The following is a 12,017-nucleotide window of genomic DNA, read 5'->3' as shown; positions in this document are numbered from 1 at the left end:
TGTTTATGGTCTAAATTTCGATGCTTCTTGTGTCAGGCACCTTCTCGAAGGTATTTCTTGACCCCCCAATGCCAAAGCAATCTCGACAACAACAAGAAGGCCAGGGTGGCCAGAACAGCGCCCGCCAATGACCGCCCCGTCGTCAACCCCATCGCTGATTGTGCGGGCACTTCCATGATGAAAAAGACAGGTACTACGGTCATGATCACGACCTGGATCCACTCCGGGTACGCGCCGGACGGAAACCGACCGGTAGTCAAAAACATGAATAGCAGGTGGGAAATGTTGCTGGTCTTCTTGGTCCAAAACGCCAGGCTCGCGATACTGAACCAGACCGAATAAACCAGCGCACATGCCAGTATCAGGAATACGAAGAAAGCGACCAGCGTCTGCAACGTCAATTGTCCCTGCGCATGGCTACCGCCCAGCATCAATCCCAGCCCCAGCAGGGCGCCGAAGATATGCCACAGGCGGAGCTGCCCAAAAGCCAGGATAGTTTTAAGGTCAACCGGCTTGGATAAGTAAGTATCAATGGACTTGTTGATAATCAACTTCGAGGCAGCCTCGCAGTTAGGCAACACCACCATTTGTACAAAGGAGCGAATAAAAATGAATGCCCCATACAGCACAATCGACTGCTGCTTGTTCCAGCCACCAATTGTCTCGACATTTCCAAAGAAAATCTCGATCACGACATAAACGGACAATCCCAGCAAAGCAGTGTTCAACAGGCTGACAAAGACCGGAACACGATCCTTCATATTCGCCTGCAACCGTGCAGTTAGAAGCGCCTTGACTGCGCCTAATGTCTTCATTACCCAAACACCGAATAACGCTTAACACCTTTGGCCCAGACAAAATGAGCCAACAACGAGAGCGCAACGACCAGCACTATCTGAAACAGCAATCCGTTGATCAGTTGTTCGACGGTCAGCTCCCCCATAATGATTCGTATTGGAAAACTAATAATATAAGGGAACGGTGACCACTCAAGTATCGACTGCATCCATGCGGGATAAAGTGTCAAGGGTGCGAGAACACCACCAAACAGAGTAAGCATGTAAGTCAAGACCAGATCAAAGGTACTTGCCTGATCGGACCAGAAAGCCGCAAGCCCACCAATGAAATACAGCAAGTAATTTATGGCAAACCCAAGCATTACCCCGAGCAGTGCGGGGAGAAGATAGCTCAGGTGTAAATATTGGCCCGCCTCAGAAAACAGGAATACGCCGGCCACCAGAAAAAACACTGGAATAACCCTGACCATCGCCGAAGCCAGCTCGCTCAAGAAATAATACAGCGCAATGTTGAATGGCCTTAAAAGGAGACTGCCTATATCACCCGAATGGATGTCGCTCTCCACTTCCTCAGCAGCCGTACTAGAGACTATTTCGCCAACTAGAAACACTAGCGCAAAGTAAGCCGCAAACCTTACTGGTGTAAAACCTTCCAGTGCGGCATCTTTTGCAATACCCATCCAGATGGCCATCATGAACAACGGCACCAAAGACGCGAGCACCAATACGAACAACTCTGCGCGATGTGCAATTTTGCGACGAATGGCCGTGCGTGCCACCCCTGCGACTTTCACTGCAAACCGGCTCATGCGACAAGCTCCCCGGAAGCACCCGGGACCTTTTTCCGGGTATCGGGCTGAGAGGCCACGAACAGCTTCAACAGCGCCTCTTCGATCGGCGGATCACCAATGGAAATGTCGATGACCGGCTGCTCGGCCAGAACCCGCGAACAAACGGCCACGACCTCGGCAGCCGGGACCAGCATTTCATGCACAAAGCCGTCCGTGGAACGCACCAGACCATATCTGCCCAGCGCTGAAGCCACGATATTTTCGGATAGCTCCACCGTGATGATGCGGTGATCCGACATGCGTTTACGCAATGACTCCAGGGTGTCATCAAAGGATATCTTGCCATCGGAAACCACAACGACTCGCTCACACAGGGCTTCAATATCCTGCATATAATGCGACGTTAGCAGTACGCTTACATTGCGCTCGCGACTATAGTCCCGAACAAACGAACGAACTATCTTCTGCACGCCGACATCAAGCCCGATGGTAGGCTCATCGAGAAAAAGAACCTTGGGATCATGAAGTAATGACGCAACCAGCTCACACTTCATTTTCTCGCCAAGCGATAAGGTACGCACTGGCGCCTTGGCCAACTTCGACACCTGAAGCAACTCATCCAAATAACCATAAGTCTTTTTGAACTGTGCATCAGAAATTTCAAATATCTTCTGATTCAACCGAAAGGTTTCCATGGCCGGCAAGTCCCAGATCAACTGTTGACGTTGCCCCATGATCAGCGAGATGGACTTGAGAAATTCCTTACTCCGCAGTTGAGGCTTATGACCCAGAACCGATATTTGTCCGGCAGTCGGGTAGAGTAACCCCGACAGCATTTTCAATGTAGTGGTTTTACCTGCGCCATTCGGACCGAGAAAGCCCACGACCTCACCCTGCTTGACGGTGAAGGAAATATCGTCAACCGCAGTCTTTTCAGAAGTCTTGGGAGATACAAGCTCTTTCAACCAACCGAACGCCCTTTCTGAGCGCTCTTTTATTCGATAAGTCTTGGACAAATTTCTTACACTGATGCTATCCATCGCGACTGAGACCTTGAAAAAATGAGCTATCCATTGCGCATATCGTTTCGACGTCGAGAAATATCACGCAATAATCCATACCGTCAAGAAACATCATTGCAAATTTAATTTTTAAATATCGACTCCTAATTGATCATTGCGTAGACCAGCACGGGATCAACGCTCTGCCACGACAATGGCTTAATGAAATCAGCCCTGACAAAACAGCCTCTGGCTCGCGGTTTTTCCTTTGTCGATGTTTGCCGACGGCTTAAAACTAATCGCTTGTGACTTCAACGTCGAGAGCAAAGCGTTTGGTCATGGAAAAGAAGAATGGAGCTACGAGTGACGGAGAAAAGTGTTACAGAGAAAACCTACAAATGTCTTCGGCCCGCTGCTAAATCTCCGCAGTTTCGGGTGCAATCCGTCAAGGCAGAAGGCGTTATTTGCCGGTGATTTACGACTGCCTGTCGCCATCGCCATCGCCATCGCCATCGCCATCGCCATCGTCGGTATCCGATTCATCAGCTGCGCAGTCCAGCGGGAGCAAGCTCACTCGCCACAGGGGTAAGTCCTTGCCTTGGATAATGCGCCCTGCATAAAAAACCCCTCCAGCCCCGACTGAGTATCAGTTTGGGCTGGAGGGGTTTTCTTTTAGGTCAGCAGTCTACGTCTGGCTATCGCCTTCGTCAGCGTCGCCCTCACCACCATCACCACCGTCGTCGGTGTCCGGCTCGTCTATGGTCGAGTCATCATTATCCTGATCGCCTGACTCCTCTGTGGTGGTCGCGGCAAGCATCAACCCGCCCTGCGTCACTTGCCCACTCGACGCGTGCTGCTCATGCTCATCACACTCCGCCCACGCGGCGGTGGAGCCCAGGGACAGCATCACCAACACCTTCAGCAAAAACATCATGCGTAGCAGCTTGTTCATAGCCTATTCCTTCTTTTTCGGATAAAGCCGCGGCCCGACGGCACTCAAGAAAATCTAGTTATGAACAGGCCGGTTCACCAGATAGGACGCTCCAGAACCACCATAAATGCCACCGCCCGACAGATTGGTTTCGAATAAGTGTTATCTCCAAACCTGCTAACGCCAGGAACCCATATGGGAGCAAGGCTTGCCCGCGATGGCGCCAGTACATTCAACACCCCCGCTATCGCGAGCAAGCTTTGCTCCCACAGAGGGATCTGTGCCGAACACAAGTTTCTTGCCCAACGAAAATCCACAGGGGCTATGGATAACCGGGAGATTGAGCACTGACACAAGACCAGTGTGGGAGCGGGCTTGCTCGCGATGACGGCGGCACATCCACCATCCAGGCAAGCTGACCCGCCGCTTTCGCGAGCAAGCTCGCACACACAGATTGGGTCCGCATGATATTGGCGCTAACACCCGCCCTTCTTAAAGCCTTACAGACATATACCCAGTAACACGGAGCACTAGTCCTGAGGCTACATCGTCTTGCACCTTTACCTACAACTCAGCCAGAATCCGCCGGCTTGTGCGCCTTGAGGCTGGACTCTATGGTTACCGGGTCGCTGAAAATCAGCGGTCGGGTTTAGCGACTCGAACCATAGGCACATAAGCAACCATGCTGCATTGCGGGGTCCAACCGCGATTACGTTATGGCGGCTGTATGTAGGAGACCTTCGGGTCTGCCGGGTGCCTATGTCCGGTTCGCTAACCTGCGTGCAGTCGCCACCACTCTGTTTAGCGACAGGTCTTGGCGACGCCCATTCCTCATAGGAGCGTCATCATGCTCAAAGCTACACCCAATCCACCAGAATCAGACCCCACCTCTTCCTACTCAAGCCTCGATCCGGAAAAGTTCCACGAAGCCACTGAGCGGGCGCTCGATTATTATTTGAAGCCGGAACAGGCCAAAGCCAAGAAAGAGCCGCGAACAGCTCAGCTCTTGACCGTCGTGGAGGGGATTGATAGCGAAAGCCTGCTCGCCAACCTCAGCGAAAACCTGGCCTCCGCCAACGCCATGATCAGCGACTTGGCATTCGACCTTGAAGGCTCTCGCCGACATGTTGCGCTGGGGATCCTGCAAGTGATTGAGGTGAGTGAGCTGCTGGCGAATCGGGCGCTGGATATCGCCGATCCGCGTTAGCAACGTGCCCCAGGCAAGCTGACTTGCCGCCATCGCGAGCAGGCTCGCTCCCACAGAGAATCTGTGCCGAACACAAATTTTCTGTTCTCTGAAGATCCAGTGTGGGAGCGAGCCTGCTCGCGATGACGGTGGCATCCAACATCGACGCAAGCTGACCCACCGCTTCGCGAGCAAGCTTGCTCCCACAATGGGTCACGCTCGATGCTTAGTGATGCTCACGCGTCGCGCGGAATTTCACATCCGGCCAGCGCTCTTCCATCAGCGCCAGGTTGACCCGGGTCGGGGCCAGGTAGGTCAGGTGACCGCCACCGTCCATCGCCAGGTTTTCCACGGCCTTGTTGGAAAATTCCTCGAGTTTCTTCTTGTCGCCGCAATCGACCCAACGGGCGGAGTACACGGTGATCGGCTCGTAGGAGCACTCGACCTTGTATTCCTCTTTCAAGCGGCTGGCGACCACGTCGAACTGCAGCACACCGACGGCACCGAGGATGATGTCGTTGCTGCGGGTCGGGAAGAACACCTGGGTGGCGCCCTCTTCGGCCAATTGCTGCAAACCTTGGCGCAGTTGTTTGGATTTGAGCGGATCTTTCAAGCGCACGCGACGGAACAGTTCCGGGGCGAAGTGCGGGATGCCGGTAAAGCCCAGGGCTTCGCCTTCGGTGAAGGTGTCGCCGATCTGGATAGTGCCGTGGTTGTGCAGGCCGATGATGTCACCGGCGAAGGCTTCTTCCAGTTGCTCGCGTTCCGAGGAGAAGAAGGTCAGGGCGTCGCCGATGCGCACGTCCTTGCCGGTGCGCACGTGGCGCATCTTCATGCCTTTTTCGTATTTGCCGGAGCAGATGCGCATGAAGGCGATACGGTCGCGGTGCTTGGGGTCCATGTTCGCCTGGATCTTGAAGACAAAACCCGAGAACTTTTCTTCCACCGGCTCCACGGTACGTTCGTTGGCAACACGAGCCAACGGGCGCGGGGCCCAATCGACCACGGCGTCGAGCACATGGTCCACGCCGAAGTTGCCCAACGCGGTACCGAAGAACACCGGAGTCAGTTGGCCGTCGAGGAACTCCTGCTGGTTGAACTCATGGCAGGCGCCCTGCACCAGCTCCAATTGGTCGACAAAGCGGTCGTACTCGTCACCCAGATGGGCGCGGGCCTCATCGGAATCGAGCTTCTCGATGATCTTGACTTCGGTGCGCTCATGCCCGTGACCGGCGGTATAGACAATGATGTAGTCGTCGGCCAGGTGGTACACGCCCTTGAAGTCGCGGTAGCAGCCGATCGGCCAGGTGATCGGCGCGGCCTTGATCTTCAGGACCGCTTCGATCTCGTCAAGCAGTTCGATCGGGTCGCGGATGTCGCGGTCGAGTTTGTTGATGAAGCTGACAATCGGCGTGTCCCGCAAACGGCAGACGTCCATCAGCGCGATGGTCCGTGGCTCGACGCCCTTACCACCGTCGAGAACCATCAATGCCGAGTCCACCGCGGTCAGGGTGCGGTAAGTGTCTTCGGAGAAGTCTTCGTGGCCCGGGGTGTCGAGCAGGTTGATCATGTGATCGCGATACGGGAACTGCATGACCGACGTGGTAATCGAGATACCCCGTTGTTTTTCCATTTCCATCCAGTCGGAGGTGGCATGGCGGTCGGACTTGCGAGATTTCACCGTGCCGGCGACCGCAATCGCCTTGCCCATCAGCAAGAGCTTCTCGGTGATGGTGGTCTTACCGGCATCGGGGTGGGAAATAATGGCGAAAGTGCGGCGTTTCGCGACTTCGGCGGCCTGTTTGGTCATGGGAAATCGCCTGGCAGGTGATTCAAAAAAGGGCGGCGATTATAGCCCAACTTGTGCCAGGAACCGAACCGTTGAGCACATCCAGGGTGGCCAAATGCTGCCTGATAGGGGAACCTTTTACGACGTGGAGGCGTCCACCCCCCTGATGCGAATACCTGTCAGGGTCTGGAAAATCAGCAAGTTAGCCTGACGGGGCTGCGCTCATGGCTCGATCTGCGTGCCGTTTAGCGGCATTGAAAAGAGCTGCTTCTCGCGAACGTTTTCCCGGCAACCCGTGATGGTTTGCCGCCCGGGAAAGCGTGCGCCGACTAAAAAGACAAAGGAGTCCGCCTGTGGCTATCCGCTATGGCAAAGGGCTTATCGGGGGTGCGGTCGTCGTCGCCCTCCTGGCCCTGTTGGTCCACTGGATCGGCATCGATACGATCCAACGTTACCGCGACGACCTGCTGTTTTACCTGCAAGCGCACCTGATGCTTGTCATCGTTTCCATGCTCGCAGCCCTGATCGTGGGCATCCCGGCCGGCATCGCCCTCAGCCGCCCCGGCATGGTCGGGCGCGCCGAACGCTTCATGCAAGTGTTCAACATCGGCAATACCGTGCCGCCTCTGGCCGTGTTGGCCATCGCCCTGGGCATCCTCGGCATCGGCAGCGGGCCGGCCATCTTCGCCCTGTTCCTCGCCTCGCTGTTGCCCATCGTGCGCAACACCTACGAAGGTTTGAAAAACGTCCAGGGCTCTCTCAAGGAAGCCGCCGTCGGCATTGGCATGACCCCGCGCCAGGTGCTGTGGAAAGTCGAGCTGCCCAACGCCGTTCCCATCATTGTCGGTGGCGTGCGCGTGGCCTTGGCGATCAACGTCGGAACCGCGCCGTTGGCCTTCCTCATCGGCGCCAACAGCCTCGGCAGCCTGATCTTCCCCGGCATCGCCTTGAACAACCAGCCGCAACTGTTGCTCGGCGCAGCCTGCACCGCGCTGCTGGCATTGCTGCTCGACGGCCTGGTGACACTGGCCAGCCGCCTCTGGCTGGAACGCGGTCTGCGACCGTCATAAGCCAGGCTGGATAAAGGAATCGTTATGAAGAAGTTGAGTTTGATACTGGGCTGCGTCCTGCTGTTCGCTGGGTTCGCCCAAGCCGCAGAAAAACCCTTGATTCGCCTCGGCGCCCGGGTCTTCACCGAACAGACGCTACTGGCCGAAATCACCGCCCAATACTTGCGCACCAAGGGTTACGACGCGCAGATCACGGGCGGTCTGGGCAGCAACCTGGCCCGTAGCGCCCATGAAACCGGGCAACTGGACCTGCTATGGGAATATACCGGCGTGTCGCTGGTGGCCTACAACCACGTCACGGAAAAACTCGACAGCGCGCAGTCCTACGCCCGGGTGAAGGAACTCGACGCGAAAAAAGGCCTGGCCTGGCTGACGCCGTCGAAATTCAGCAACACCTACGCCCTGGCCCTGCCGGAGAAGGTCGCGCAGAAATATCCGCAGATCAATTCCATCAGCCAGTTGAACGCGGTGCTGCAAGCCGAAGCCGATGACAATCACCTGGTGGCCCTGGACACCGAATTCGCCAACCGCTCCGACGGCCTGGCGGGCATGGTCAAGCAGTACGGCATGAACCTGACCCGCAAGAATATCCGGCAAATGGACGCCGGCCTGGTCTACACGGCCCTGCGCAACGCCCAGGTATTCGCCGGTCTGGTGTACACCACTGACGGCCGGCTGAACGCTTTCAAGTTGAAACTGTTGGAAGACGACAAGCATTACTTCCCCGACTACACCGCCGCGCCGGTGGTGCGCCAGGCGTTCCTCGACGCGCACCCGCAACTGGCCGCGCAGCTCAAGCCCCTGGCCGAGCTGTTCGATGACGCAACCATGCGCCAGCTCAACGCCCGTGTGGACGTCGACCACCAAAGCCCTTCCGCCGTTGCCGCCGATTTCCTGCGCCAGCATTCCCTGCTCTCAACCCAATGACCTGGAGGAAAAGCCATGGATTTTCTCGACGCCTTTTCCCATCTGGACTGGCCGCTGGTGCTGCACCTGACCTGGCAGCACATCACCCTGGTGGGCATCGCCGTGACGCTGGCGATCGTGGCCGGCGTACCGCTGGGTATCTTCATGACCCGTTTTCCTGCGCTTGCCGGCCCGTTGCAGGCCAGCGCCACGGTGCTGCTGACGATTCCGTCGATAGCACTGTTCGGCCTGTTGTTGCCGTTCTATTCCAAGTTCGGCCAGGGCCTGGGCCCGATGCCGGCGATTACCGCCGTGTTCCTTTATTCCCTGCTGCCGATCATGCGCAACACCTACCTGGCCCTGACCGGCGTAGAACCGGGTATCCGTGAGGCCGCTCGCGGCATCGGCATGACCTTCGGCCAGCGCCTGCGCATGGTCGAGCTGCCTATCGCCGTGCCGGTGATCCTGGCCGGCGTGCGCACCGCCGTGGTCATGAACATCGGCGTCATGACCATCGCTGCCACCATCGGTGCCGGTGGCCTGGGCGTGCTCATCCTCGCTTCCATCAGCCGCAGCGACATGTCGATGCTGATCGTCGGCGCCGTGCTGGTCAGTCTCCTGGCCATCTTCGCCGACCTGCTCCTGCAATGGCTGCAACGCTCGCTGACCCCAAAAGGACTCCTCAAATGATCGAACTTCAAAACCTCAGCAAAACCTTCAAGAGCAACGGCAAGGACGTCAAGGCCGTGGACTCGGTGAACCTGACCGTCAACGAAGGCGAGATCTGCGTGTTCCTCGGGCCATCGGGCTGCGGCAAGAGCACCACGCTGAAGATGATCAATCGCCTGATCCCGCCGACCTCGGGCAAGGTCTTGATCAATGGCGAGGACACCACCGGCCTGGACGAAGTGACCCTGCGCCGCAACATTGGCTACGTGATCCAGCAGATCGGCCTGTTCCCGAACATGACCATCGAGGAGAACATCACCGTCGTGCCGCGCCTGCTGGGTTGGGACAAGCAGAAATGCCACGACCGCGCCCGCGAGCTGATGAGCATGATCAAGCTCGAACCCAAGCAGTACCTGCATCGCTACCCCCGTGAATTGTCGGGCGGCCAGCAGCAACGGATCGGCGTGATCCGTGCGTTGGCGGCCGATGCGCCGCTGTTGTTGATGGACGAACCCTTTGGTGCGGTGGACCCGATCAACCGCGAGATGATCCAGAACGAGTTCTTCGAGATGCAACGGGCGCTGAACAAGACCGTGATCATGGTCAGCCATGACATCGACGAAGCCATCAAGTTGGGAGACAAGATTGCAATCTTCCGCGCCGGCAAGCTGATCCAGTGCGACCACCCGGACACGCTGCTGGCGCATCCGGCGGATGAGTTCGTCAGCAACTTCGTCGGCCAGGACAGCACGCTCAAGCGCTTGCTGCTGGTCAAGGCCGAAGACGCGGCAGACAACGCCCCGTCGGTCAGCCCCGAAACGCCGGTGGCCGAAGCACTGGAACTGATGGACGAACATGACCGTCGCTACGTGGTGGTCACCTGCGCCGAGAACAAGGCCCTGGGTTACGTGCGCCGTCGCGACCTGTACCGCCAGACCGGCACCTGCGCGCAATTCCTGCGTGAGTTCAACGCCACCGCGGCCTACGACGAACACCTGCGGATCCTGCTGTCGCGCATGTACGAATTCAACCGCTCGTGGCTGCCGGTGATGGACGCCGAGCGGGTGTTCCTCGGCGAGGTGACCCAGGAATCGATTGCCGAGTACCTGAGCTCCGGTAAGTCTCGGGGCGGCAAGACCAGTATTGTCTCGCCGGCCGAGGCAGCCTCTGCCTGACTTCTGATAGCTCCCGCACTCTGGAAAGTAGCCTGGGACCTGTGGCGAGGGAGCTTGCTCCCGCTGGGGCGCGAATCGACCCCAAAAAGCGATGAGCGCTTCGCACTCAAGCGGGAGCAAGCTCCCTCGCCACAAAGGCAAAAGCGACATTGAGCAGCCTGAAAAACCGATCCAATTGAACATCAACCTGTCACACCGGTCGGTTACATCATGAGCTGTCGCGGGCCGCACGACGGAAGTGTGCAAAAACGCGACATTTTTAGTTGATCTCAGGCCCCTCACGCCCTACAGTTCGCGCCGAACGTCCATGCTGGAAACGATCCATCCGGCTCAAGTACTGACGACGAGACAGCAAGGCCAAGGGAATCACGCATCCCGTGGCCTTTTTGCTTTCGGCGACATGCCTTGGGAAGTAGGCGAACCAAAGTGGGGATACGGAGGACGTTCACGGGGGCTGCTTGCCCTCACACCCATTGATCCTGATGTTTGCCAGTAGGAGTCCCAAGTATGTCGATCCAGGTCGAAGATTATTTCGCGCGCGAAACCTTCCAGAAAATGAAAGCGTTCGCCGACAAGCAGGAAACCCCGTTCGTGGTGATCGACACCGCGATGATCTCCCAGGCCTACGACGACCTGCGCGCCGGTTTCGAATTCGCCAAGGTCTACTACGCAGTCAAGGCCAACCCGGCGGTGGAAATCATCGACCTGCTCAAGGACAAAGGCTCGAACTTCGACATCGCCTCGATCTATGAGCTGGACAAGGTCATGAGCCGCGGCGTGGGCCCGGACCAGATCAGCTATGGCAACACCATCAAGAAATCCCGGGACATCCGCTACTTCTACGAAAAAGGCGTGCGCCTGTACGCCACCGACTCCGAAGCCGACCTGCGCAACATCGCCAAGGCCGCGCCGGGCTCGAAAGTCTACGTGCGCATCCTCACCGAAGGCTCGACCACGGCTGACTGGCCGTTGTCGCGCAAGTTCGGCTGCCAGACCGACATGGCCATGGACCTGCTGATCCTGGCTCGCGACCTGGGCCTGGTGCCGTACGGCATTTCGTTCCACGTCGGCTCGCAACAGCGCGACATCAGTGTCTGGGACGCCGCGATTGCTAAGGTCAAGGTGATCTTCGAGCGCCTGAAGGAAGAAGACGGCATCGTCTTGAAGCTGATCAACATGGGTGGCGGCTTTCCGGCCAACTACATCACCCGTACCAACAGCCTGGAAACCTACGCCGAGGAAATCATCCGCTTCCTCAAGGAAGACTTCGGCGATGACTTGCCGGAAATCATCCTGGAGCCGGGCCGTTCGTTGATCGCCAACGCCGGCATCCTGGTCAGCGAAGTGGTACTGGTGGCACGCAAGTCCCGCACCGCCGTCGAGCGTTGGGTGTACACGGATGTGGGCAAGTTCTCCGGCCTGATCGAAACCATGGACGAAGCCATCAAATTCCCGATCTGGACCGAGAAGAAAGGCGAGATGGAAGAAGTGGTCATCGCCGGCCCTACCTGCGACAGCGCCGATATCATGTACGAAAACTACAAGTACGGTTTGCCGCTGAACCTGGCCATCGGTGACCGTCTGTACTGGTTGTCGACCGGTGCCTACACCACCAGCTACAGCGCGGTGGAGTTCAACGGTTTCCCGCCCCTGAAGTCTTACTACGTGTAATTCGCCACAGTGTGAAACCCGAAAGCCCGTG

General features: G+C 57.3%; 11 protein-coding genes. 6 read left to right on the top strand and 5 right to left on the bottom strand.

Going from position 1 to position 12,017, the window contains the following annotated elements; genetic code table 11:
- Positions 1-32: 32 nt before the first annotated feature.
- The 4 genes from PFLQ2_RS23815 to PFLQ2_RS23830 form a co-directional block, all read right to left on the bottom strand.
- Positions 33-815, bottom strand: coding sequence for an ABC-2 family transporter protein (locus tag PFLQ2_RS23815; RefSeq protein ID WP_003177929.1), 783 nt, complete (start codon positions 813-815; stop codon positions 33-35).
- Positions 815-1,606: an ABC transporter permease gene (locus tag PFLQ2_RS23820; RefSeq protein WP_003177928.1), complete on the bottom strand. Its 792-nt coding sequence runs from the start codon at positions 1,604-1,606 to the stop codon at positions 815-817. The genes PFLQ2_RS23815 and PFLQ2_RS23820 overlap by 1 nt, the downstream gene beginning before the upstream one ends.
- Positions 1,603-2,628: an ABC transporter ATP-binding protein gene (locus PFLQ2_RS23825; protein WP_003177926.1), complete on the bottom strand. Its 1,026-nt coding sequence runs from the start codon at positions 2,626-2,628 to the stop codon at positions 1,603-1,605. Before PFLQ2_RS23825 ends, PFLQ2_RS23820 begins: the two co-directional genes overlap by 4 nt.
- A gap of 646 nt (positions 2,629-3,274) precedes the next feature.
- Positions 3,275-3,541, bottom strand: a complete 267-nt coding sequence (locus PFLQ2_RS23830; protein WP_003177924.1) for a hypothetical protein — start codon at positions 3,539-3,541, stop codon at positions 3,275-3,277.
- A gap of 826 nt (positions 3,542-4,367) precedes the next feature.
- Between PFLQ2_RS23830 and PFLQ2_RS23835 the strand changes: the two genes are divergently transcribed.
- Positions 4,368-4,727: a DUF6124 family protein gene (locus tag PFLQ2_RS23835; protein WP_003177922.1), complete on the top strand. Its 360-nt coding sequence runs from the start codon at positions 4,368-4,370 to the stop codon at positions 4,725-4,727.
- 205 nt (positions 4,728-4,932) lie between these two features.
- On the opposite strand, the gene PFLQ2_RS23840 is transcribed toward PFLQ2_RS23835, so the two are convergent.
- The gene (locus PFLQ2_RS23840) at positions 4,933-6,516 is read right to left on the bottom strand and encodes a peptide chain release factor 3 (protein WP_003177920.1); all 1,584 of its coding nucleotides are present in this window, start codon (positions 6,514-6,516) and stop codon (positions 4,933-4,935) included.
- A gap of 332 nt (positions 6,517-6,848) precedes the next feature.
- Between PFLQ2_RS23840 and PFLQ2_RS23845 the strand changes: the two genes are divergently transcribed.
- The 5 genes from PFLQ2_RS23845 (at position 6,849) to PFLQ2_RS23865 (ending at position 11,986) form a co-directional block, all read left to right on the top strand.
- Entirely contained in the window at positions 6,849-7,565 is a 717-nt protein-coding gene (locus tag PFLQ2_RS23845) for an ABC transporter permease (RefSeq protein ID WP_003177918.1), read from the top strand.
- Between the two features lie 24 nt (positions 7,566-7,589).
- Entirely contained in the window at positions 7,590-8,492 is a 903-nt protein-coding gene (locus PFLQ2_RS23850; protein ID WP_003177916.1) for a glycine betaine ABC transporter substrate-binding protein, read from the top strand.
- A gap of 15 nt (positions 8,493-8,507) precedes the next feature.
- On the top strand, positions 8,508-9,161 hold the full coding sequence (locus PFLQ2_RS23855) for an ABC transporter permease (RefSeq protein WP_003177914.1): 654 nt from the start codon (positions 8,508-8,510) through the stop codon (positions 9,159-9,161).
- Positions 9,158-10,315, top strand: coding sequence for a betaine/proline/choline family ABC transporter ATP-binding protein (locus PFLQ2_RS23860; RefSeq protein ID WP_003177912.1), 1,158 nt, complete (start codon positions 9,158-9,160; stop codon positions 10,313-10,315). The genes PFLQ2_RS23855 and PFLQ2_RS23860 overlap by 4 nt, the downstream gene beginning before the upstream one ends.
- 507 nt (positions 10,316-10,822) lie before the next feature.
- The gene (locus PFLQ2_RS23865) at positions 10,823-11,986 is read left to right on the top strand and encodes a type III PLP-dependent enzyme (RefSeq protein ID WP_003177910.1); all 1,164 of its coding nucleotides are present in this window, start codon (positions 10,823-10,825) and stop codon (positions 11,984-11,986) included.
- The last annotated feature ends 31 nt before the right edge of the window (positions 11,987-12,017 follow it).

Origin of the sequence: Pseudomonas fluorescens Q2-87, assembly GCF_000281895.1 — a bacterium.
GTDB classification, from domain to species: Bacteria; Pseudomonadota; Gammaproteobacteria; order Pseudomonadales; family Pseudomonadaceae; genus Aquipseudomonas; species Aquipseudomonas fluorescens_S.
Note: the sequence above shows the minus strand (reverse complement) of the source record. Positions and strands in the feature narration are given on the sequence as shown.

Bases quoted from the DNA above. Each gene is read 5' to 3' on its own strand.
- PFLQ2_RS23815 (WP_003177929.1), bottom strand. From the start codon at position 815: ATGAAGACATTAGGCGCAGTCAAGGCGCTTCTAACTGCACGGTTGCAG.
- PFLQ2_RS23820 (WP_003177928.1), bottom strand. From the start codon at position 1,606: ATGAGCCGGTTTGCAGTGAAAGTCGCAGGGGTGGCACGCACGGCCATT.
- PFLQ2_RS23825 (WP_003177926.1), bottom strand. From the start codon at position 2,628: ATGGATAGCATCAGTGTAAGAAATTTGTCCAAGACTTATCGAATAAAA.
- PFLQ2_RS23830 (WP_003177924.1), bottom strand. From the start codon at position 3,541: ATGAACAAGCTGCTACGCATGATGTTTTTGCTGAAGGTGTTGGTGATG.
- PFLQ2_RS23835 (WP_003177922.1), top strand. From the start codon at position 4,368: ATGCTCAAAGCTACACCCAATCCACCAGAATCAGACCCCACCTCTTCC.
- PFLQ2_RS23840 (WP_003177920.1), bottom strand. From the start codon at position 6,516: ATGACCAAACAGGCCGCCGAAGTCGCGAAACGCCGCACTTTCGCCATT.
- PFLQ2_RS23850 (WP_003177916.1), top strand. From the start codon at position 7,590: ATGAAGAAGTTGAGTTTGATACTGGGCTGCGTCCTGCTGTTCGCTGGG.
- PFLQ2_RS23855 (WP_003177914.1), top strand. From the start codon at position 8,508: ATGGATTTTCTCGACGCCTTTTCCCATCTGGACTGGCCGCTGGTGCTG.
- PFLQ2_RS23860 (WP_003177912.1), top strand. From the start codon at position 9,158: ATGATCGAACTTCAAAACCTCAGCAAAACCTTCAAGAGCAACGGCAAG.
- PFLQ2_RS23865 (WP_003177910.1), top strand. From the start codon at position 10,823: ATGTCGATCCAGGTCGAAGATTATTTCGCGCGCGAAACCTTCCAGAAA.